We start from the raw sequence: 21,910 nt of genomic DNA on the forward strand, positions 1-21,910 counted from the left end.
ATTTCCTTATAAAACTATTACTTAAGCCAGCTCTTTATCCAGAACTGTAGTTGAGTGTTGCTCAAGCAATGAAGAGACGACTTTCGCCGCTGCGCGTTTTTCTTTCTCATCGATCGTGTTGTATTCAAACACCGTAAAGCTCACCAACGTATTTGCACAGATCTTCCCGTCTTGAATTACATCGACAGAAACATCAAAAGACATACGGTCGTCGGTTAAGCGTTCTTCCAAAATGGTGTATTGAATGGTTGAGGCTACCGGGAACACAAAACGTTTGTACTTTATGTTTATATCATTGATAACAAAATAGAATTTCTCATCTTTTGACGCCAAGTAGAACTGTTCTGTCACGGACAAGAAAGCTTGTCGAGCGGCTTCGATTATTGCCATGCCTTGGACGTGTTGGCCGGTCATATGGTCACTGAAGAATTCATTGCCGCCATCAAGCATTAAGTCCATTTCATATGTTTTGTTTTCTAGACGACGGGCCACGCTGACAAGAATGTTTTGGAAATAATGCTTGTGTGTATTGTTTTGGCTTGCTTTCACGTACTTGTTTTCGTTGGCGAAAGTAAATTTCGAGGTATCAACGTCTAAAGAGCGCAACATATTGCGAAGGTCTAATTCGTTGATGCCTTGGCCAAGGATGAAGTTTACATTTTCCAAATCAACTTCATTTTTCAACAGTTTGTTATACAGCTCGGTTCTTGTGAGAACAGCGTCGTTGCCATCCGAAAATCCTTGGAAGATGTCGTCGACAATAATGTGTGAGTTTTTCCACATAATTAATACCTTTGTTTAATTGCGAATCTTGTGTTTTTGAGTGTCCAAATAATTCGATTTAAATCTTATTTAAAAAATATTTATTTTTTATTTCGATTTGTGTTGATGTTTATGATGTTCGTTTTACTGGACTGAAATAATGTTATTGAGAAGGGGTTTTTAGTTCAATACCTAAAAATGAAACATGAGTTGCGTTTTTTAATACATAATTTTCTTTTTTGTATTGTTATTATCGATTTTGTCAACAAATGTGCTTGGTGACTGTTTTATTGTTTGGAGTTAAATAATTACTTCAAATGAAATTGGTATAAATTACTTAAGGAATAAAAAATGCCATTAGCTGTATTCGCACTGGCCCTCGGGGCTTTTGCAATTTCAACTACTGAATTTGTGATATTGGGACTACTCCTGAATGTATCTCAAGACTTTGGAATCAGCGTTTCGGATGCTGGGTTCCTTGTTACTGCCTACGCCATTGGCGTGGTCATTGGTGCGCCACTTTTAACGCCTATTTTGGCAAAGTACCCAAGAAAACAAGTGGTTGTTTTCTTACTTGCGCTCTTTACCGTTGGTAATGTGATTGCTGTTTTCGCACCGAACTACGAAACCTTGTTGTTCTCAAGGGTCTTTACGGCGCTTGTACATGCTTCATTCTACGGCCTATCGTCTATTATTGCCTCGCAGTTGGTTAGTAAAGACAAACAAGCTCGAGCTATGTCGATGGTATTCATGGGGGCTACGATTGCAAACATCGCAGGTGCGCCTTTAGGGACAATGATTGGCTTAGAGTTCGGTTGGAGAAGTACGTCTGTTGCTTGTGCTATTCTTGGTTTTGTTGCAATGGTAGGCATCTTTATTTTGGTACCAAAAGTGAAATCGGAGAAGCCACAAAACATCGGTGCGGAATTCAAGACACTATTACAACCAAAAGTGATCCGTGCTTTGTTACTGACCTTAGTCGGTTTTTCTGGCACGTTTACACTACTGACTTACATTGCTCCTTTATTAATCGACGTCACGGGGTTTGAAGAAAGTAACATTTCAATGATGTTATTTATTTTCGGATTAGGTATGGCTGTTGGCAACCCAATTGGTGGTTGGTTAACGGACAAGAACTTAACCCTTGGCTTAAACGCGACGCTGGGTTTCCTATTTGTTGTCTTACTGGCGATTGGTCTTCTGTCTAGTTACATGATCCCAATGTATATTTTGACCTTCCTGTTTGGTGCTGCGCTGTTTGCAACGATTACACCACTGCAAGTAAATGCAATGATTGCAGCGGGCGATGCGCCAGTGATGGCCGCGTCATTTAATATTGCGGCGTTTAACCTTGCTAACGCGTTAGCTGCAGCGTTTGGTGGCTACATCATTGATAGCTCACTCGGTATAACTTTCCTACCGTTTGGTGCGGCGTCTTTTGCGTTACTCGGTTTGATCTTTGCGTTTTCAACACAGGCTCGTACCTCACCTGCCAACGAATCAAAGCAAGCGGTTTCAGCGTAAGATAGATGAAGAACTTATTTTAAGTTCGACTAAGTTATTCAGCATTTAATTCGTTACTGCTTTTTATGATTTTAATTTGGGTTATTCAATATAACGAATAACCCAATTTTATTTGGCGGAGATTAATTAAAGTCGGAGAAAAGGTGATTTAAAAAAGCCATAAATTGCTTAACGTGAGGTGCTTTGGCGGAAGCTTCCCTTACGACCATCCAAATATCTACATCTCGATATGTTCCGGGTAGGTCTACGTATTCAAATTGAGGAAATTGTTTGGCGACATAGTCAGGCATAAAACCAATACCGACTTTGTCTTTCATCGCTAATATGACTTCAGAGAAGTCAGACACTCTTAACACTTCCGTATAGTTTTCGATTTGTCTTGCTAAAACATTGGGTAAAAAATCGGCATCCTTTTTGTGCCACCCAATAAATGGAACGCTTTTGTTGGGGTCAAAGGGCATTTCTTGATGACGGTAGAGGCCTATCCGAGTTGAACCGAGTCGCTTAACAATAAGTGCTCCACGTTCAGGTCTGGAGAAGCGGACGGCTAAGTCCCAATCTTCATTTGCGAGATCAACAAGCTGCATTGACGTATCCATTTCCATCAAAATATTTGGGTTATTCTGATAAAACTCATTTAAATGAGGAATAATCAAGTAGCGAGCGATATCGGCAACGATTGAACAACGAACCACTTTTCGAATATTGTTTTCTGTTAAGCGCATTGCTTGAGAAATTTCAGCGATACTGCCATCCAGTAATTTACAATATTCTGCGAGTCGATAGCCTTCTTCCGTAAAAGCAATACCATTTGCATTTCTTCTAAACAAAGACATGTTAAGGTCGGATTCCAATTTTTCCATCCGCCGACTTAACGTTGAAACACTAATGTTTAGCATGCTTGCAGCTTTTCTCATTTTGCCGCATTTAGAAAATACCATATAGTTATATAGTAAATCCCAATTCATACCTTTATTTTCTTGCTCAAACATCCTTTTATTATCCTAAAGAACTAAATTGTAAGTTTGCTACTTCCTAATGTTAACTGTTGGTTTTATATGTGATTTATGTTGGCGGGTTGTTTTTTTGTTGTTAATTTGAATACTAACAAGATTGCTAATGTGAGTCAATAATACAAAAAGTTATATTGACGTAAAGTCAAGAGTGTTATTTGGTTTATTTTGATTTATCGAACTATTTCAAACATATTACGGCTTTAAAGGTTGTTGAAACAGGCGTTTCATTATTGCATATTGATTCGGTTTTTTAATAGTGGTCTCATTGATTTTATCGTAATGCAAAATTTAGGGTTAAATCAGAGAGATGCACATTAAAAAAGCGAATCAATTGCTCCCTTTAAATACTGCTTTACCGAGTGGTTTTATTCGTTTTAATAACAATCCTAGCGGAAATATTCGATTGTTGCTTTTGCCAGATTGGCAAGGTGCCAATACTGCATATATGCAAAGAATGGCGGAGTTATTTAGCCAAGCACTCAATGCCGAAACTCTCATATTCCATCCATATAATGTCAATACGCATCCCGTGCATTATATCTTGGAAGGGCGTTTCGAAGTGTATGAAGTATTGAGCGATAGGGCGCGTTGTCGGCAATGGATTCAAGAAGCCATTGCCGAGTTGGAAAATCATTGGGAAAACAAAGCTGCAAAATTAATTATGGTCGGTTTTTGCCTTGGAGGCACGATAGCCTTCGAAGCAGCAAGAACCAGCTCAGCGATAGACCTAGCGGTGTCTATCCATGGTAATCCAAGTACCGATCTCCATTTGAGCTCCTATGCAAGTCGAGTGCCTATGGTTTTTGTCGGTGGTGGCTCAGATCCGCTCATTTCCAAAGACGATATTTCTCTTTTTCTAAAGGAAATGCAAGTAAGTGGTCGACCTTGGTATAGCCACACGTTGGGCGAAAGTCGGCATAGTTTTACAAAACAAGAAGTTGGGTACATAGGGCCGGGTTCTATCTATAATTTGGACGCGCTTGAGTTAAGCGTGGAGTTAGTCGCTAATCATGTAAAGCAACTCGGTGGCATTGCATAGTTTACCCACAGCAGTTTTAAGGATAATAAATGAAATACAGGAAAATAGGTCAGTCAGGGTTATCAGCGAGCGTACTCTCTGTTGGTGGTTGGAAAAATTTTGGCGAGCGGTTAAATGACACCGACTCAAAGCGAATTATTCATCATGCGGTAGAACAAGGTATTAATTCATTCGACACCGCTGACGTGTATGGCAATGCTGAGGAGGCAATGGGGCGAGCGTTTAAAGGATTGGACCGCAACAAATTAGTCTTAAGTTCGAAATGCTATTGGCCGATGAGCGATGACGTTAACGACCGTGGGCTTTCACGCAAACATGTTCGAGCGTCAGTAGAGAATTCGTTAAAGCGTTTAGATACGGATTACATTGATCTGTATTTATGCCACCGATTTGATGAACATACACCGCTTCGGGAAACGATCCGTACCTTTGATGACCTAATCCGTGATGGAAAAATTTTGTATTGGGGCACCAGTGCTTGGACAAAAGAGCAATTGGTCCAAGCATTCCATATCTGCAAAGAAATGGGTTATGAACCGCCGATTGTTGAGCAAGCAGAATATTCACTCTTGGTACGTGATTATGTCGAGCAAGAAATTCAACCGCTTAGAGAGCAGTATGGATTGGGGTTGATGTGCTGGAGTCCTCTTGCTGCGGGTATCTTGGCAGGCAAGAATTTAGATCAAAATGTGCAACCGAATACTTTGCTATCGACCTACAGTCCTCAGCTACGTGATAAGTACTGGAATGATGGACACGTTGCTAAAGCGCAACAACTGCGCACACTCAGTGAAAAACTCGATGTGCCAATGGCGACGCTTGCGTTAGCGTGGCTCGCTGAAAATAGCAAGGTCGATAGTATCGTGGTCGGAGTGTCATCGTTTGAGCAACTCACCGCCAATCTTAATGCGGTTGATTATGCACTCGATACGACGACAAAAGCGCAGTTAAACTCGATTTTCCAATCCAGTGAAAAGGAATAAGCAGGATGAAAACCATCACATTAAAACACCTCGATAAAACGCTGCCTAATCTCGGGCTGGGTTGCATGGGAATGTCTGAGTTCTATGGCACGGCATTGTCGCAAACCGATGCTCTTAGCGTTATGCAAACTGCGTACGACAGTGGAGTCAGAATGTTTGACACCGCAGATTTCTATGGCGATGGCGATAATGAGCGATTAATTGGTCAATTTATTAAACGCACCCGAGGTGACTTGGTTGTTGCGACTAAATGTGGCATCGTCAGAGGCAAAGAAGTCATGGCGGATGGGAATTTTCGCCGTGAATACAACAACCGTCCAGAATACATAAAACAAGCATGTGAACAAAGTTTGCAGCGCCTCGGAGTTGAATGTATTGACTTATTTTATCTGCATCGTATCGACCCGAATGTACCTATTGAAGAGTCCGTTGGTGCATTATCTGAACTCGTGAAAGCGGGGAAAATCAAAGCCATTGGGTTGTCAGAAGCAGACCCATCGACGTTAGAGCGTGCGCACAAAGTTCATCCTATTAGCGCATTGCAAACTGAATATTCGATTTGGTCGCGAGGCGTTGAGGAAAGTATTTTGCCTAAGTGCAGAGAACTGGGTATCACGTTTGTTGCTTATTCTCCTCTTGGCCGAGGTATGGTGCCTCGCTCTCGACAAGCAGCTCGTTTTGATTTTGAACCCACTGATTTCAGACTCAGCTTAGAGCGCGCAACCTCTGAAAATATGCACAAAAACCAACATTTGTACGACTTGCTCTATGATATTTCGGACGGATTGGGCATTACCCCATTTCAGTTGATGTTGGCGTGGTTAATGGCACAAGGCGATGATGTCCTACCTATTCCAGGTTCGACCAAGTCGGCAAATATCCTGTCAAATGTACGTGCCGCTCAGTTGGCTTTAGATTCCAGTTTAGTTGCGCAGCTGAGTAAGGCATTTTTGCCGACAAACGTTGCTGGTGGCCGTTATACAGTGAATAAAGACGTGGCGGCTAACGCTGCAGAAATGAAGTAAAGCAACAACTTAACTTACGAGAAAAGGCTCAATGTCATGAGGCATTGAGCCTTTTCTATCTTTTAAAGTTCCAACACAGCGCTTATATCACGCGCGAAAATCGCGTGTTTTTCACTTGGCTTTGCAAATACGCGTCAAAACACATACAGATGATACGAATGAATAAATTCCCAGAGCGAGTGACTTTGATGTTTGTCTCGTTTACTTCAACAAGGCCGTCAGCGACCAGTGGTTGCAGGGCAGTGATTGCCTCAGCAAAATACTCGTCGAACCTAATGTCAAATTGCGCTTCAAATGTTGGTTTATCAAGTTCGAAATGACAAATAAGCTGTTTAATTACCGGCTGCGCGGATCTCATCATCTCGATGCAGAGTGATCCCTTTGCTAATCGCACATTGATTGTCCGTGATAGCCTGGTAATAAGGTTTTAAATCCTTCTCATTTTGCAAAATCATATGGCCAATTTGCGAAATCGATGACACGCCTAAGCCAAGCAAATCACATTCGCCATGGGTTGTGTAACCTTGAAAATTGCGATGAAGATGACCTTCATTCTGCGCAATGGCAAGTTCATCCTCTTTTTTGGCAAAGTGGTCCATACCGATGAATTGATAGCCGGCGTGTGTCATTTGCTGAAGAGTTTGTTTAAAAATAGTCAGTTTGTCTGCCGCGCTGGGCATGTCAGTTTCTTTCAACTTACGCCGCGCCGCGAAACGATCAGGTAAGTGCGCGTAGTTAAAAACAGAGACTCTATCAGGTGAGAGCGCAATCAATTGCTCGATAGTCTCTCGGTAACTTTCTACGGTCTGGAACGGTAGGCCGTAAATCATGTCCATATTGATGGACTTAAAACCAAGTGTGCGAGCCTCATTCAATACCGCTAACACTTCTTCGACCTGCTGTGGGCGGTTGACAGCCGCTTGCACATCGTCATTAAAATCCTGTACGCCGAATGACACGCGATTAAAACCAAGTTCATGCAGACGGCGCATCATATTGGGCGCAAGTGAGCGAGGGTCGATTTCGATACCGCGTTGCGCCTCATTTGAAAACGAAAACGAGTTATTGAGAATAAGGATCAATCGAGTCATCTGCTCGTCGGTCAAAAAAGTTGGCGTGCCGCCACCTAAATGCAGTTGCTCAACACGATAGTCTTGGAAAAGCGGCGCCTTGGCGGCAATTTCCTTTTCAAGATAGTCTAAATAAACGTCCGCTTTTGATTGATGGCGGGTAATGATTTTATTGCAGCCACAGTAGTAACAGAGCTGATGGCAAAATGGGATGTGAATATACAGAGATAACGCTTTGGACGATGAACCATTAATCGCGGCCTGTAAGTCTTTTTGGCTATACCCCGATTCAAGTGATAAAGCCGTTGGATACGATGTATATCTAGGACCTGAAATATTGTATTTATTGATTAGGGAATCATCCCAAATTGGCAAATTAATCACGATACGCACTCATTGATAATAATGATGTCCGAAGTGTAAGAGAAAATCAGGGGAGCCAAGTTGATCTGCCGCAAGCTTGACGGAGAAACAAAAAAGGTCGCTTTCGCGACCTTTTAAGCGGCAACTTTAATTAAAGTTTAAATTGATTTACAGAGGCATTGAGCGCTCTGGCCAAATCATTCAAATCACTGGCTTCTGAAGCTAACGTACCTGCATGGTGCGCCGTGTTGTTCACGAGTTCATTGATTGAGTTAAGGCTGTTGTTAATGTCTTCTGCGACCACCGTTTGCTGTTCTGTCGATGTTGCGATTTGATGACTTTGATCTTGAACAACCGTCACAGCATCCATGATGTTTTGCAGTGCTTGAAGTACTTCTTGAGTTTGAGTGACTGAGCCTTCTGCTTGGTCTTGACCTTGTTGCATCATCGTCGAAGCTTGTTGTGCAATTTGTTGCAAGCGCGAGATCATGTTACGGATGTCGTCGGTAGACTCTTGTGTACGGCTTGCAAGAGAACGCACTTCATCAGCAACCACCGCAAAACCGCGACCTTGCTCACCGGCGCGAGCAGCTTCAATCGCCGCGTTGAGTGCCAGCAAGTTGGTTTGCTCGGCGATGCTGTTAATGACGTCCACCACAGCGCCAATACTACTGGTTTCTTGTTCAAGACCCGCAACAACCTTTGCTGCTTCACCGATGTGACTGGATAAATTGGTCATCACGTTTTGAGCTTGAGACGAACGCGACATACCGTCTTCCGTCATACGTTGCACTTGCTCTGCTGCGTGATTGGTCTCCTGAGCATTTCGAGAAATTTCGAGAACCGTAGCCGCCATTTCAGTAACCGCTGCACTGACGCTATCGACTTGTTCTTTCTCTTGCTGGATCTCATGGTTAGTATTGTTTGAAACTTCTCGCAGTTGCTCCGACGCACTGCCTAATTGAGACGCTTGTGCTGCGGTATCAATCATCATCGCGCGCAGTTTGTCGATGAAGGTATTCATGTGTAAAGCAAGCTGGCCAATTTCATCTTTGCTGTCGATTTCAATGCGACGCGTTAAGTCCCCATCGCCTGTGGCAATGTCTTGCATCGTCTTAGTTAACACGACAATAGGCTTAGTGATCATGTTCGTCGCAACGATGATCATGGCAATGACAATGCCTAGAATGACAATCACACTCGTTACAGTCGTCATGACCGCTTTTTCAACCGGCGCCTCAATGAAGCTCATGGGGATTAAAATCCCAACATGCCAATCAAGCAGCGGTTTATCTAAACTCAATGAATCATAAACCACGTAATATTCTTCACCGTTAAAGGTCACAATGCTGTTGCCTTTCGGTGTTGATTTTATTTGTTGATTGAGCGATTTGAATCCGCTCGTTGCTGGGAATTGTGCCTCAAGCGCGTCGAGGCCTTCTTTTCCTTTTGGGCCTTCGTCTGTAATAGACAGCTTGTGACCCGTGCGCTTTGAGAGGTGAACGACTTTGAGTTGGTCATCTAATAAGAAGCCAAAACCTTGCCCAGAAAAACGAATGTTTTCGGCCAGCTCACTGATTTTTTTAAGCTTTAGGTCGACACCACCTACACCTACAAGTTGCCCAGCATCGTTATAAACCGGCTGTTGAACTACTGCATTGACCGCACCGGTGTTGATATCAACAGAGACCGCACCAACAAAAAGTTTGCCTTTTGCCATCGTCTCTTGCCACCAAGGACGCTTGTAAGCAAAGTAGGGTTCACCCTCTTTATAATTTGAGGTACGTTCGTTTTCTTTGAAATATTCCCCTGTCTTTGCGGAAGCAAAAACGCGGAATGTAAATTCTCATCACGGCCGCTGATCCGTACAAAATCGGCGTTGACTTCTTGATAATCCTTATCTTTCGAAAGATCACTTTCCCTTTGTGAGTATTCGGTAAACCAATTTAAAACGTGCGGGCTGGTTACAAACGTTTCAACCACACTACCATATTGCTTGAAATACGACTCCATAGAGAGTTTTTCTGAATGAATATAGCTTTGTGCTTCACGTTGCACACCTTGGCGAGACAAATCGGCAATGTGATTCACGAAATACATCGATGCGACGATCAATAAAATACCGATCGTACCGCCGATGAGAACCAATATTTTTTGGCGAAAGGACAGATTATCAAGCATGGCAATCTCTTTATCTGGATTATTGTTATTGGATAGAGCTTCATCCAAGTATAAAACCATATCTGACGGCACTTTGCTACCGTTTGCGGTAAGACTTTTCAGCTTATTTGTGCTTCAATGACATTCATCCAATATCTTAGAAAAGTATAGTCAGAAAATTTGTAATGGCTGAAATAATTATTCTTGGTGCAGGGTGGTTGGGTAAACCGCTATGTCACTATTTTACAAATAAAAAATATCGTGTTGAAGGGACGAGTCGCGCGCCGTCCGCTGAACCATTTATGAAAGTATTTACACTCGAAGGCCTGCAATTGGTCCATGATTTGACGTTGGCAGAAGCGTATTGGGTCTGTGCAATCCCACCAAGAGCGAGTGATCCCGAGTCATCGTATCTTACGATGTTGGATGAGGCTTTGAATTTGGCGAAAACCATGAAATGTAAAGGCTTTTTATTGTGTTCAAGTACGGGCGTGTATGCCGAAACTGACGGACGCTATGATGAAACAGGCACATTGGCGGCACCAACGTCGCGTCGAATACAAGTATTGCAAGAAGCTGAACAGAAAGTTTTGTCTGCAGGCGGAAAAATACTTCGATTGGCAGGACTTGTTGGCCCACAACGAGAACCCGGACAATTTGTGGCAGGAAAAGTGTTACGTAGTTCCGCTCAGGCTCTCGTCAATATGGTTCACCGAGATGATGTGATAGCTGCAATTGATGTTGTGCTTTCGAATTGGCGTGAAGCTCGAGACATTTATAACGTGTGTTACCCAGCTCACCCAACGCGATTTGAGTACTATCAGGCTCATTGCGGAGTCAAAGGAACCGACATGCCAGAGTTTATGAGTCAGCAGACGCAGCAAAGAGTGATAGATGGCAGTGCAATTGAGGCACTTGGACTGCGTTACGCCAATGCTATTTAACGACCCGACTAATTGAAGAGAAAAGTGTACCACTTTTCTCTTCGTGTGTTCGCTGTTTTCTTAGCGGCGGAAAGTCAGGTGACCGCCCAAACGGTATTTACTGCCAGGTGAAATCAGCCGTGCAAAGCTGACAATTCCATCAGCAGACCACGTACGACGGATCATTTGCAGACAAGGCTCTTCGTTAAAGAGGTTCAACCACTGACACACTTCTGCGTTTGGCGAGATGGCTTCTACGGTATGGCGTGCTTCTGTAAGTGGCGCAACCTGCGTGAGATATTCATGCGGTGTGATTTGAGAAAAATCTTGCTGCAGATAATGTGGTGCTTGTTTTGGGTTCACAAAACGCTCTTCAACTTGAAGAGGTTGTTCGTTATCGTTGTGCACTAAGACACTGCGATAAACTTGGCTGTTTATTTCGACACCCAGCGCGATGGCAATTGGCGCAATAGCCGACATTGATTCCAGCGTTAATACGGTACAAGAATAATTGCCGCCGCGATCTGCAACTTCATCAGCAATATTGCGGATCTCCAACATGGAAGACTGTGACTTAAAACTTGCCACAAAGGTGCCGGTTCTTGGCTGCGGTTTAGAACTCCTGCATCGGTCAATTCAGTCAATGCGCGGCGTGCGGTCATGCGGCTAACTTGAAATTGTTCTGCGAGTTCGTTTTCTGACGGAACCCTATCATTTTCTTGCCATTTATAAGCGCGAATATTGTCGATAATATGTTGCTTGATGAGCGCAAATTTTGGCTGCATAGTGTTCTTCTTGATGTCATGTTGGTCGATGCTGATAGTAAAGATGGCACGCTTCTCTTGTATATACAACACGGCTTGCTACACTTCAGTAAAATTTTTCGGAGTAACCCCATGCATAACCCAGATTTAGTGATCCTCGACGTAAACCTTGCCACGATGGACCCGAGTATCGCGGCGCCTTACGGTGCAATTGAGCAGGCCGCCATTTTTGTAAAAGAGGGCAACATCACTTGGTTAGGTCAAATGGATGCACTGCCTGAGTTCGACGCACTGTCGACTCCCGTCATTCAAGGGAAAGGTGCATGGATTACACCGGGGCTTATTGATTGTCACACTCACATCTTATTTGCCGGTTCCCGTGCGCAAGAGTTTGAACAGCGTTTGCAAGGCGTTTCTTATCAAGAAATCGCCGCTCAAGGTGGCGGCATCGCGAGCACCGTGCGAGCGACACGACAAGCTGATGTTGAAGCATTATTTGTTTTGGGAAAAACACGTCTAAATAGTCTGATGAAAGAAGGGGTGACAACGGTTGAAAGCAAATCTGGCTATGGGCTGGATTTAGACAATGAGCTTAAGTTACTGGAAGTGAATCGCTTGCTCGACACACATCATCCAGTTACTGTTCAAAGCACCTTTTTAGGGAACTCACGCGGTGCCACCTGAATTTAAAGGCAGGGCAGAACAGTACGTTGACTTAGTATGCGATGTGATGTTGCCAAAAGTTGCGCAGGAAAAGTTAGCGGACGCGGTAGATGTTTTTTGCGAAAACGTTGGGTTCAGTTTCGAGCAAACAAAACGCGTTTTCGATAAAGCGACAGAGCTTGGCCTAAAAGTGAAATGTCATGCGGAACAGTTGTCTAATCAGCATGGATCAGAGCTGGTCGCGTCCTTTAAGGGGTTGTCTGCCGATCACATCGAATACCTCGATGAAACCGGCGTGATTGCGATGGCGAGTGCAGGCACGGTCGCGGTATTGTTACCTACTGCTTATTATTTCTTGCGTGAAACACAGCAACCGCCCATTGCATTACTGCGAGAACATAATGTAGCGATGGCATTAGCAAGTGATTTTAACCCAGGTACTGCACCACTTTGTTCACTGCGACTGGTACTTAATATGGGGTGCACATTATTTCGATTAACGCCTGAAGAAGCACTCGCTGGTGTCACAGTTAATGCGGCGAAAGCTCTGGGTCTTGGCGACCGAGGCATGTTGCAAGTTGGATTGCGTGCCGATTTAGCCATGTGGAATATTCAGCACCCAGCAGAACTGAGCTATCAATTTGGCGTAAATGATCTGTTAAATCTCTGGATTTTGGGTAAACTTATTCAATAGTGTTGATTTAGCAATGGTTTGAATATGGGGTCTTTGATTGGGTTGGTAAGTGCGGCTGTAGGCGTACCGACACAGATGTCTCAGTGGATTGCATCCGGATCTTTACAAGCCTGCTTCGCAGGGGCGCTCTTAATGGGCGTTTTTGCAACGGTGTTTTATCGCAGACCATTACTTGAAAAGTGCCTACTTGTCCTCGCCAGTCTTGCAACACTGGCGATGTTCAGCTCTGGCACAATGTGGTTATCATTTGTGTTAGCTGAACCATGTTGTCTCAGTTGTTCATTGCTATTCGAAGTAAAGTCATTCCACAAATTGCTGTAACAAGCATTGCTTCGTTACTGACCTTTGCGTTAATCAGTGTTTACTACCGCGCAGGCTGGCCCGTGCTGTGGTTTGCACTTCCTATTTTACTGCTCCAAATCAACTTATTTTGGCAATCTGCACCGTTCAATATTGAGGGTGCAATTCCACGTCAAAAACGAGAAATCGATCCTTTGGGAGTCGCGGACAAAGAAAGTTTGCGTCAGGCTTTCTTCAATTTGAAAGTTGCAGAGCCAATACCTGCAGTGTTGGTTTTATTGCGCTTAGAAGGTTTTCAAGACATCAACCTTCATCTAGGACGTGATTACGGCGATATGTTACTTGTGCAATCCGCTAATCGCCTACGTCAACAACTTCGTCACAAAGAAGTAGTGTCGATTGCATGTAGCCAAGGTTATGAGAAAGTGGCTCATTTAGGAGGACTGAACTTTGTCTTCCTGTGCCGACTCGACGTTCACAAGCATCTACATGAACAGTTACTCGACGATGTGTTTAACAACACGCTGAAGCCATTTAACGTCGCAAACTGTACATTGGAAATTAAGGCACGTGCGAGTTATGTCAGTTGCGACGAAGCACATGGTGATTTTGATCAAATATTAAACTACGCCTTTTTAGCCTTGGATGGTAACCCTCATCAGCAAGTCTGCCCGTATGAACCGCAAATTAGAACGTTAAAGCAAGAGCAGCAGGCCCGTCTCGCTGAACTTGTCCATGCGGACTTTCGCAATGAATTTGAATTGTATTTCCAGCCAATTGTCCGACACGAAGATGGTGGCATTGAGTTTCTCGAATTACTGCTTCGATGGCAGCATCCAAAGCAAGGAATTTTAGCGGCTAACGTGTTTATTGATGACATTCGTTTATCTGGTCTTGCATTACCAGTTGCGCAGTTCGTTATTGAGCGTGCCGCTGAAATTGCGATGGCGTTAAAGATGGAAAACTTATCCATTCCACTTAGCTTGAATGTTTTTGGTCCTGAGATGCTCCATGAAGAGTTTATTGAGTTTATAGATGGGGTATTACAGGAACACCAACTCAACCCCGGTTCACTTATCATCGAATGCCCAGCTGCGCTCTTCTTGTCACTGACACCGCAAGAAATCGCGATGATTGCGCGACTCAAATCCCTAGGCGTTAAACTTTGTGTGGATGGCTTTGGTGAGGCGCCACTGGTATTGGCTAAGTTGCCGAAGCTCTCTGTTGATTACGTTAAAATTGGCCAATCGTTGACGCGAGAGCACCAGCATCAAGGTCAGTTTAAAGCAATGGTGCGTGGTGTGGTTGAAATGCAGCAACAGTTAAACAGTAAAGTGTTGTGTGAAGGCGTGGAAACACTCGAGCAGCTCAATTTTACGAAAAGCTTAAATACCTATGGGGCACAAGGTTATTACTTCGCAAGACCGCTTAGTAGTGTAGGCATGATTTCTTGGTTAAAGCAGTGGAATGCAGAGCATCCCACATCAGCTTACAGCGAGTCGAGCTTGTCTGGCTTGTAAGTAACTACAAACTAGCGCGCTTAAGACCTGGCCTGCTTCATTCATGCCTTGCGCCATGCCAAGCGGATGGTTACCTGGTGCCGCTTCGCATAGATGTAAGTACGCGACGTGTTTTTCACTCGCGGCTAAATGCACAAAATGCTCCGCATCATTAGCCGTAAATCCGCAATTAGTGAAGGCACTAACCGGGACTCCGCTAATAGCATCAACATCGACTTCAACACCCAATGGTAAACGCGTATCAAAATCCAATAGTGCTTGTTTACAAGCCGTGGTCAAATTCAGTTTGCGACGGACTAAAATATCTTGATAGGACGTATAACCTGCATTCGCTTCGTGCAGTCCATTTAAAATATGCTGATTGTTTTTTTGCTCATGCATGCCAATAACATGATAGTGGGCCAGCAACTTGTGTTGATGTGCATAGCTAAAACCGTTACCACTATGACGCCCTTCTAGTGGACGAAAATCGGCATGAGGGTCAAAATTAATTGCATTGACCTTTTGTTGGCGAGCACGATTTAAGCCATTAATAATGCCATAAGCATTGTTATGCCCACCGCCAATCACAATAGGTTCCAAGCCAGCTTTAAAAATTGCCGTTAATACTTCACTGACCCGTTGGTCGAGCAGCTCACACAAATCACGAAGTGTTTTTAATTCATCCGCTTCGCCTGATTTGATTAAATCGGCGGCTTGCTGTAAGTCCCGACAGTCGATTTCACCCAGTAAGAGTACTTTTCCGGCATCGAGGAATTGATTACTAGCGATGTTCAAAAAGCGTTTTAAGAAGGCTTTCCAACCTTCCGTTGCACCACCCAATCCACAGTTCGCTCTTGGGCCAATGTCTTCAGCTATACCAACCAATACGTAACGAATACCAAAATCAGCGGCATCTTTTAACGCATCAGTGTAGTGGCTATTGGGATCGAGAAAGGCGACTTGTTGCCAAACGCGAATTTCATTCGCGCGTGCTACCGTGTATGACTCGATGTCACTCTCACGGTAGCATATTAACGGACTACTCATTAAAACTCGTCAGCCTCGTCTTCTTCGAGCGATTCTAGGAGTAGCTCTTCAGGTGAAATGATGATCCCTGTGCTGTCTGCATACAGGTAGTCGTCATCGAAAAATGACACACCCGCAAAGTTCACAGGCACACCGACTTCACCAGCACCAAGACTATCGGCACCAACAGGAATAGAAGCAATGGCCTGAACGCCGAGGTCGAGTTCTTCTAGTTCATCCACATGCCTAACTGCACCGTAAACAACCATACCTTCCCAGTTGTTTTCAAACGCGAGTTCCGCCACATCGATGTCAACTAACGCGCGACGAGTTGATCCACCACCGTCAACAAGAAGTACTTGACCACTTCCATCTTGTTGCAAGATTTCTCTGATCATTTCGTTGTTTTCAAAACATTTAACCGTTTTTATACGGCCACTGAAAGCCGCGCGCCCACCAAAGTTCACAAACATTGGTTCTAACACGTCAACAACATCGACAAAATGATCGCACAGATCGGAAGTGCTGTAATCCATCCTGATTTCCTCTGAAATATTATGGTTGTTGGACTCAGTATACTCCCATCAACGGTCATATCAATCCCATTAATTGTACGCAATATTAATGTCTTAAAACTGTCACCTAGTTGTTATTTTTTCCACCTATGCTGAATTTGTGTGCAAGGTGTTTAAAAAGAGAAAAGCAATGAAAGCCTGGCTAAGCGAATTTGATACGGCGCTGTATTTTGTGTTGTTTAAACCAAAACGTTCAGAAGTGGTGCGACTTATCGCATTGACGCTGTCTAAAAGTGGTAACGGTGGCATGTATGTCATCTTAGGTTTCGGGTTTGCCTATTTGGTGCCGGAACTTGGTGTGCCTTTGCTCATCACAACGTTACTTGGGTTTGCCATAGAGCGGCCCGTTTACTTCATATGTAAAAAGTACATCGGTCGAATTCGACCCTGCGATTGCTTTAAGCAAGTGGCCTTTTTAACACCTAGTGATAGATTTAGTTTGCCATCGGGTCATAGCGCTGGCGCTTTCTTGTTTGCTGCCTTGTGGGCCGCTGCCTTTCCAGAGTTTGCGTTGATGTTATACGTCTGGGCGAGTGGGGTTGCAATTTCACGTGTGGTAGTGGGCGTACATTATCCACTCGATATTGTTGCAGGCGCTATTTTAGGTCTTAGTTGTGCGGAATTGGCGTTGTATCTACAGGGAAATGTATGAGAATTCTTTACGGTGTGCAGGGAACAGGGAATGGCCACATCACTCGAGCGAGGATGATGGCAGAAGGATTTGCGGCGCAAGGGGTGGACGTTGACTATTTCTTTAGTGGTCGAGCTGAAGATAAGTACTTTGATATGGAAGCGTTTGGTGAGTTTCGAACGCGGGCGGGCCTGTCGTTTGTCACAGAACAGGGCAGTATCAAAGTTTGGAAAACCGCGAAACAACTCGGGGTGAGTCAATTCTTTAAAGATTTGAACAAACTTGATGTATCTAAGTACGACTTGGTGTTTAACGACTTCGAGCCTTTATCCGCTTGGGCTGCGCGCCGACAAGGTGTGCCTGTGGTGGCTATGAGTCATCAAGCCTCATTTTTGCACGACGCAGTTCCCTCACCTGGAAATCAGTTTTTTCACCGAGCTTTGATCCGAAACTTTGCCCCCGCGGACGTGTATCTGGGTGTCCATTGGCGCCCTTACCACTCACACATTTTGCCGCCATTTGTAACGCACACTCCAGCGAATACCTATTGCCCATCTATCGCGAACAAGGTGTTGGTGTATTTACCTTTTGAGCAGCTTTCAAGTGTGGTAGATTTCTTAAACGATTTTCCAGATAAAGAGTTTTATTGCTATCACCCAGAAGCAACCGATCAGTCGCTTAAGCATATTCATTTGCGAGCGCCGTCGAGAGGCGGGTTCTTACGTGATTTAACCAACTCAAGTGGCGTGGTCGCGAACGCAGGATTTGAACTCTCGACTGAAGCCTTACAGCTAGGGAAGAAACTCTTACTCAAGCCACTGCATGGCCAATTTGAGCAGCAAGCGAATATTGTCGCACTTGAGCAGTTGAATCTCGCTCAATCTATGAACTACCTGAACCCCAATGCCTTAGATGATTGGATGAAATCTACCGGTGAGGGTTATTGCCAATTCCCAAGCGATCCATCGCCTTTAATCGATTGGTTACTCAAAAAACAATGGCAAGATGTCGACACGATCCACCATCGATTATGGCAACAAGTGGCCTTTTCTAAGCGTCACGCCGCCTAACGGATTGTTCCAAAGTTACAATAGGTTACAGCTGCTTGATTTGAAGCATATTTTTGTCCGTTAAATTGCAACTTAGTATTACGCAATTGCCTGAATATACGACTATAATTGTCTTTGTTTTAGTAACGTAAGGTGAGGCGAATGGGCTTTTTAGAAAACTTTACCATTAAGCGCCGTTTGCAAATCAACGCGTTTGTCGTTGGTGTGGCAATGGTTGTCATGCTTCTGGTCATCATTTATGAAGCCAGAACCATGTTGAAGCTCAATGAAACCATACAGCTTGCTGAAGAACTCGATATTCATGAGTTAAGCATGCGTAAGTATGAGAAAAACTTCTTGTTTTATAAGGACATTGACGCGCTAGGTAAGTTTGATAAGGAGTATCAACAACTGAATTCAAAAGCTCAACAGCTGGAGGATTTGTTTAAAGAATTAAATATTAAACAAACGGAAACTTCGCAGTTTGGGCATTTGGCGAAACAGTATTACGATTCCTTTCAAGCCGTTGTAACGCTACAAAAGACCATAGGGTTACACCCAAAAGATGGTTTGTATGGCGAGTTACGTGGAGCGGTGCATGAAGTCGAAACGCTACTGAAACAAAACTCGAGTGATAGTTTGCTGGTGGTGATGTTGCAGTTACGACGCACTGAAAAAGATTTTATGTTGCGTTTAGATGATAAATATCGGAATACGTTTAACGAACTGATTACGCGATTTCAGACCTCAATTCGTGCCAGTGGGTTAAGCTCCAATGTGCAAACCGAGCTTCTGTCATTGGTCGATGTCTACAAAGCTAAGTTTAATGCGTTGGTAGATGCGCAAGTTCAACTTGGTTTAGATCTTGAATCGGGTCTGCTTGGTAATATGAAAGCCAAAGTTGAGGAAAGCGACCAAGTCGTCACGCTTGTTGTTAATTTGGCTAAAGATCAAACTCAGTTGAACGCTCGTAATACGCAAATGTTTGCGATTGCGGTCTTTATTGCTGCAGCAATCATTGTGATGTTGTTGGTGCTTTCGACAAGTCGTTCCATCATCAATCCGGTAGAGCGTGTGTATCAGACGATTGAGCGCATTCGTCGCGAGAACAATCTATCTTTGCTCATTGAGCAGACTGGCAATGACGAAATCACCCATATGACGGGAGACTTCAACAGTCTTATCGATGACTTCCGCAATCTCATCGCGGAAGTCAATAATGCGTTGACGACGATAAATGAAGCTACTCAGAATCTGACTGAAAGTTCGACTCAAACGAGTTCAGGTATGCGTGAACAGTTGCATGAAGCAGATATGGTGGCAACCGCTGCAACTGAGATGCAAGCAACGATTCAGGATATTAGCCATAATACCGAAGCAGCCGCGACAAAAGCAGAATCAACCAATGTGAATGCGCAGCAAGGTCGCCAAGAAGTAGCGGCAACGATCAAATTGATTATGCACCTATCCAGTTCGCTAGGAGGCGCATCGGAAGTGGTGTCTCAATTAGAGCGCGACGGGGAAACGATTGGTTCGGTGTTGGATGTTATTCGTGGCATTGCTGAGCAAACCAACCTACTTGCGCTTAACGCGGCCATAGAAGCGGCGCGTGCAGGTGAGCAAGGCCGTGGTTTTGCGGTGGTTGCGGATGAAGTAAGGTCGCTTGCGCGGCGTACTCAGGACTCGACGAAAGAAATCGAAAGCATTATCTCAGGGTTGCAAGTTCGCACGCGTGAAGTTGTAAACATTATGGAGCAATGCCGTAGTCAGGGTAATGAGAGTGTGTCTCAGGCGGAAAAAGCAGGGCAACTGCTTGAGTCAATCACCAGTGATGTGCAAACCATCATGGACATGAGTACACACATTGCAACCGCAATTGACGAACAGAACCAAGTCGCTTCTGAAGTGAACAAAAACGTGGTGCGTATCCGTGATATCGCGCAAGTTGCCTCAGATCACGCGTTTGCGAATGCCCAAAGTACAGAAGAGGTTGCAGAGCAGGCGAGTGTCTTACACCAAGCCGTGGCTAAGTACCGAGTCTAATCAAGTGACAAAAAAGGCGCGAACAGCGCCTTTTTTTATGGTGTGAATTTAATTGGGATATGGCCCACGTCGTTAACGCGTTTTAGATAAGCGGCTTGTAATGTCTCATGTTCTTTTGCCAACGCATGAAAATATTGCCAACTGAACAAACCACTATTATGACCATCATCAAAGACGAGCCTTGCGGCATAATGACCAACAGGCTCAATACGCTCAATACTCACATGCTGCTTATTTAACACGAGATTTGTGGGTTCAAGAGAATGTTTGTGGCCATGACCTTGCACTTCTGCCGAAGGGCTGTGTGTGCGCAAAAACTCACTACTAAAACTATGTAATTCACCATTATCAAAGTGTACGTCGAGTAACCGGCGCTGTTTGTGGTAATGCAACTTTGTCACGAGATACATAAGAGAGTACCGAAAAGAAAGGGTATCCAATGGATACCCTGTAGGACATTACAAAATGAAGCGACTCAAATCTTCATCTTGAACTAGCATATCGAGATGGTCCTCAACGTAACTTGCGTCAATGACCAGTTTTTCACCCGTCTTGTCTGAGGCATCGAAGGAGATCTCTTCCATCAGTTTTTCCATCACCGTGTGTAGACGACGAGCTCCAATGTTCTCTGTCTTTTCATTCACTTGGAAAGCCGCTTGCGCAATGCGATCAATAGCATCATCAGTGAATTCGATGTTAACTTGTTCTGTTAACAGTAAGGCTTGTTGCTGTTCTGTCAGTGACGCATGTGGTTCAGTTAGGATCCGTTTGAAGTCGTTTGCGGTTAACGCTTCAAGCTCCACTCGAATCGGTAAACGGCCTTGCAATTCAGGAATTAAATCGGAAGGCTTAGCCATTTGGAACGCGCCTGATGCGATAAACAGAATATGATCCGTTTTAACCATTCCATGTTTTGTGCTTACTGTGGAACCTTCAATCAATGGTAGCAAATCACGTTGTACACCTTCGCGGCTCACATCTGGGCCTGAAGTATCACCACGTTTACAAATTTTGTCGATTTCATCGATGAAAACAATACCATTTTGCTCAACCGCGAAAATCGCTTGCTCTTTCAATTCTTCAGGGTTGACCATGCGTGCTGCTTCTTCTTCAATCAGCAACTTCATCGCTTCTTTGATTTTCAGTTTGCGTTTTTTCTTACGCTCATTACCGAAATTTTGGAACATGCTTTGAAGTTGATTGGTCATCTCTTCCATGCCTGGAGGTGCCATTATCTCAACTTGCGGAGCACTTTCTGCAACATCGATTTCAATTTCTTTGTCGTCCAATTGGCCTTCACGCAATTTTTTGCGGAACGCTTGGCGAGTACTGTTATTTTCAGTCGGTTGCACTTCACCCCAAGCATCTTTTGCTGGTGGTAATAATGCATCTAAAATGCGTTCTTCAGCCGCTTCTTCAGCACGAAAACGATGCTTCTTCGCCTGCTGTTCGCGCGTCATTTTGACCGAAATTTCGACTAAATCACGGATGATCGTCTCGACTTCTTTGCCCACATAACCTACTTCCGTAAATTTTGTCGCCTCTACTTTGATAAATGGCGCATTGGCTAGCTTTGCAAGACGACGTGCAATTTCGGTTTTACCCACACCCGTTGGACCAATCATAAGAATGTTCTTTGGTGTGACTTCTGCACGCAATGCTTCGTCTAACTGCATACGTCGCCAACGGTTACGAAGTGCAATCGCGACTGCTTTCTTCGCTTTTTGTTGGCCGATAATGTGTTGGTCCAACTCGTGGACAATTTCTCTAGGCGTCATAGCTGTCATAGCAAGTCCTA

16 protein-coding genes and 4 pseudogenes are annotated in these 21,910 nt (G+C 44.1%); 11 read left to right on the top strand and 9 right to left on the bottom strand.

All coding sequences use genetic code 11. The features are described from left to right. Positions 1-21: 21 nt before the first annotated feature. Positions 22-783, bottom strand: a complete 762-nt coding sequence (locus J5O05_RS11135) for an AfsA-related hotdog domain-containing protein (RefSeq protein ID WP_208842111.1) — start codon at positions 781-783, stop codon at positions 22-24. A 330-nt stretch (positions 784-1,113) separates the two neighbouring features. Here J5O05_RS11135 and J5O05_RS11140 point away from each other — a divergent pair, with 330 nt between their 5' ends. Beyond that, positions 1,114-2,286: an MFS transporter gene (locus tag J5O05_RS11140; RefSeq protein WP_208842112.1), complete on the top strand. Its 1,173-nt coding sequence runs from the start codon at positions 1,114-1,116 to the stop codon at positions 2,284-2,286. Between the two features lie 122 nt (positions 2,287-2,408). On the opposite strand, the gene J5O05_RS11145 is transcribed toward J5O05_RS11140, so the two are convergent. Further along, positions 2,409-3,278: a LysR family transcriptional regulator gene (locus J5O05_RS11145; protein ID WP_208842113.1), complete on the bottom strand. Its 870-nt coding sequence runs from the start codon at positions 3,276-3,278 to the stop codon at positions 2,409-2,411. 331 nt (positions 3,279-3,609) lie between these two features. On the opposite strand from J5O05_RS11145, the gene J5O05_RS11150 reads away from it, so the two are divergent. From J5O05_RS11150 to J5O05_RS11160, 3 genes are read left to right on the top strand one after another with little or no spacing between them, the layout of a single operon-like run. After that, the gene (locus J5O05_RS11150; protein WP_208842114.1) at positions 3,610-4,341 is read left to right on the top strand and encodes a dienelactone hydrolase family protein; all 732 of its coding nucleotides are present in this window, start codon (positions 3,610-3,612) and stop codon (positions 4,339-4,341) included. Between the two features lie 29 nt (positions 4,342-4,370). Continuing rightward, positions 4,371-5,324 (top strand): aldo/keto reductase, encoded by a 954-nt coding sequence (locus J5O05_RS11155; RefSeq protein WP_208842115.1) that lies wholly within the window; start codon positions 4,371-4,373, stop codon positions 5,322-5,324. A 5-nt stretch (positions 5,325-5,329) separates the two neighbouring features. Next, positions 5,330-6,349, top strand: coding sequence for an aldo/keto reductase (locus J5O05_RS11160; protein WP_208842116.1), 1,020 nt, complete (start codon positions 5,330-5,332; stop codon positions 6,347-6,349). Positions 6,350-6,431: 82 nt separating this feature from the next. On the opposite strand, the pseudogene hemN reads toward J5O05_RS11160, so the two are convergent. Both hemN and J5O05_RS11170 read right to left on the bottom strand, forming a co-directional pair. Next, positions 6,432-7,803 (bottom strand): annotated as a pseudogene (hemN, locus tag J5O05_RS11165) (oxygen-independent coproporphyrinogen III oxidase). 130 nt (positions 7,804-7,933) lie between these two features. Continuing rightward, positions 7,934-9,963: pseudogene (locus J5O05_RS11170) on the bottom strand (methyl-accepting chemotaxis protein). 164 nt (positions 9,964-10,127) lie between these two features. On the opposite strand from J5O05_RS11170, the gene J5O05_RS11175 reads away from it, so the two are divergent. After that, positions 10,128-10,886, top strand: a complete 759-nt coding sequence (locus J5O05_RS11175) for an NAD-dependent epimerase/dehydratase family protein (RefSeq protein WP_208842117.1) — start codon at positions 10,128-10,130, stop codon at positions 10,884-10,886. Positions 10,887-10,946: 60 nt separating this feature from the next. Here J5O05_RS11175 and hutC read toward each other — a convergent pair. Then, positions 10,947-11,650: pseudogene (hutC, locus tag J5O05_RS11180) on the bottom strand (histidine utilization repressor). Positions 11,651-11,761: 111 nt separating this feature from the next. On the opposite strand from hutC, the pseudogene hutI reads away from it, so the two are divergent. The 3 genes and pseudogenes from hutI (at position 11,762) to J5O05_RS11195 (ending at position 14,806) form a co-directional block, all read left to right on the top strand. Next, positions 11,762-12,986 (top strand): annotated as a pseudogene (hutI, locus tag J5O05_RS11185) (imidazolonepropionase). A 24-nt stretch (positions 12,987-13,010) separates the two neighbouring features. Next, positions 13,011-13,307 carry a hypothetical protein gene (locus tag J5O05_RS11190; protein ID WP_208842118.1) on the top strand — a complete coding sequence of 99 codons (297 nt, stop codon included), beginning with the start codon at positions 13,011-13,013 and terminating at the stop codon, positions 13,305-13,307. Beyond that, positions 13,250-14,806: an EAL domain-containing protein gene (locus J5O05_RS11195; protein WP_208842119.1), complete on the top strand. Its 1,557-nt coding sequence runs from the start codon at positions 13,250-13,252 to the stop codon at positions 14,804-14,806. Before J5O05_RS11190 ends, J5O05_RS11195 begins: the two co-directional genes overlap by 58 nt. On the opposite strand, the gene J5O05_RS11200 is transcribed toward J5O05_RS11195, so the two are convergent. Both J5O05_RS11200 and rraA read right to left on the bottom strand, forming a co-directional pair. Then, positions 14,771-15,835 (bottom strand): formimidoylglutamase, encoded by a 1,065-nt coding sequence (locus J5O05_RS11200; RefSeq protein WP_208842120.1) that lies wholly within the window; start codon positions 15,833-15,835, stop codon positions 14,771-14,773. The genes J5O05_RS11195 and J5O05_RS11200 overlap by 36 nt on opposite strands. Beyond that, positions 15,835-16,350: a ribonuclease E activity regulator RraA gene (gene rraA / locus J5O05_RS11205; RefSeq protein WP_208842121.1), complete on the bottom strand. Its 516-nt coding sequence runs from the start codon at positions 16,348-16,350 to the stop codon at positions 15,835-15,837. Before rraA ends, J5O05_RS11200 begins: the two co-directional genes overlap by 1 nt. A gap of 169 nt (positions 16,351-16,519) precedes the next feature. Here rraA and J5O05_RS11210 point away from each other — a divergent pair, with 169 nt between their 5' ends. The 3 genes from J5O05_RS11210 to J5O05_RS11220 all read left to right on the top strand — a co-directional run bounded on the left by J5O05_RS11210 (position 16,520) and on the right by J5O05_RS11220 (position 20,112). Next, positions 16,520-17,041, top strand: a complete 522-nt coding sequence (locus J5O05_RS11210; RefSeq protein ID WP_208842122.1) for a phosphatase PAP2 family protein — start codon at positions 16,520-16,522, stop codon at positions 17,039-17,041. Next, positions 17,038-18,090: an MJ1255/VC2487 family glycosyltransferase gene (locus J5O05_RS11215; protein ID WP_208842123.1), complete on the top strand. Its 1,053-nt coding sequence runs from the start codon at positions 17,038-17,040 to the stop codon at positions 18,088-18,090. The genes J5O05_RS11210 and J5O05_RS11215 overlap by 4 nt, the downstream gene beginning before the upstream one ends. A gap of 141 nt (positions 18,091-18,231) precedes the next feature. Next, the gene (locus J5O05_RS11220; protein ID WP_208842124.1) at positions 18,232-20,112 is read left to right on the top strand and encodes a methyl-accepting chemotaxis protein; all 1,881 of its coding nucleotides are present in this window, start codon (positions 18,232-18,234) and stop codon (positions 20,110-20,112) included. A gap of 35 nt (positions 20,113-20,147) precedes the next feature. Here the strand turns inward: J5O05_RS11220 and J5O05_RS11225 are convergent, their stop codons facing one another. Next, entirely contained in the window at positions 20,148-20,522 is a 375-nt protein-coding gene (locus J5O05_RS11225; RefSeq protein WP_208842125.1) for a gamma-butyrobetaine hydroxylase family protein, read from the bottom strand. 48 nt (positions 20,523-20,570) lie between these two features. Next, on the bottom strand, positions 20,571-21,899 hold the full coding sequence (hslU, locus tag J5O05_RS11230; RefSeq protein WP_208842126.1) for an HslU--HslV peptidase ATPase subunit: 1,329 nt from the start codon (positions 21,897-21,899) through the stop codon (positions 20,571-20,573). Between the last annotated feature and the right edge of the window lie 11 nt (positions 21,900-21,910).

This window comes from Pseudoalteromonas xiamenensis (assembly GCF_017638925.1).
In the GTDB taxonomy this organism is placed as follows: Bacteria; Pseudomonadota; Gammaproteobacteria; order Enterobacterales; family Alteromonadaceae; genus Pseudoalteromonas; species Pseudoalteromonas xiamenensis.

Coding starts and splice junctions, on each gene's coding strand:
- J5O05_RS11150 (WP_208842114.1), top strand. CDS start 3,610: ATGCACATTAAAAAAGCGAATCAATTGCTCCCTTTAAATACTGCTTTA.
- J5O05_RS11155 (WP_208842115.1), top strand. CDS start 4,371: ATGAAATACAGGAAAATAGGTCAGTCAGGGTTATCAGCGAGCGTACTC.
- J5O05_RS11190 (WP_208842118.1), top strand. CDS start 13,011: ATGGGGTCTTTGATTGGGTTGGTAAGTGCGGCTGTAGGCGTACCGACA.
- J5O05_RS11210 (WP_208842122.1), top strand. CDS start 16,520: ATGAAAGCCTGGCTAAGCGAATTTGATACGGCGCTGTATTTTGTGTTG.
- J5O05_RS11220 (WP_208842124.1), top strand. CDS start 18,232: ATGGGCTTTTTAGAAAACTTTACCATTAAGCGCCGTTTGCAAATCAAC.
- J5O05_RS11215 (WP_208842123.1), top strand. CDS start 17,038: ATGAGAATTCTTTACGGTGTGCAGGGAACAGGGAATGGCCACATCACT.
- J5O05_RS11140 (WP_208842112.1), top strand. CDS start 1,114: ATGCCATTAGCTGTATTCGCACTGGCCCTCGGGGCTTTTGCAATTTCA.
- J5O05_RS11145 (WP_208842113.1), bottom strand. CDS start 3,278: ATGTTTGAGCAAGAAAATAAAGGTATGAATTGGGATTTACTATATAAC.
- hslU (WP_208842126.1), bottom strand. CDS start 21,899: ATGACAGCTATGACGCCTAGAGAAATTGTCCACGAGTTGGACCAACAC.
- J5O05_RS11200 (WP_208842120.1), bottom strand. CDS start 15,835: ATGAGTAGTCCGTTAATATGCTACCGTGAGAGTGACATCGAGTCATAC.
- J5O05_RS11160 (WP_208842116.1), top strand. CDS start 5,330: ATGAAAACCATCACATTAAAACACCTCGATAAAACGCTGCCTAATCTC.
- J5O05_RS11135 (WP_208842111.1), bottom strand. CDS start 783: ATGTGGAAAAACTCACACATTATTGTCGACGACATCTTCCAAGGATTT.
- J5O05_RS11225 (WP_208842125.1), bottom strand. CDS start 20,522: ATGTATCTCGTGACAAAGTTGCATTACCACAAACAGCGCCGGTTACTC.
- rraA (WP_208842121.1), bottom strand. CDS start 16,350: ATGGATTACAGCACTTCCGATCTGTGCGATCATTTTGTCGATGTTGTT.
- J5O05_RS11175 (WP_208842117.1), top strand. CDS start 10,128: ATGGCTGAAATAATTATTCTTGGTGCAGGGTGGTTGGGTAAACCGCTA.
- J5O05_RS11195 (WP_208842119.1), top strand. CDS start 13,250: ATGTTGTCTCAGTTGTTCATTGCTATTCGAAGTAAAGTCATTCCACAA.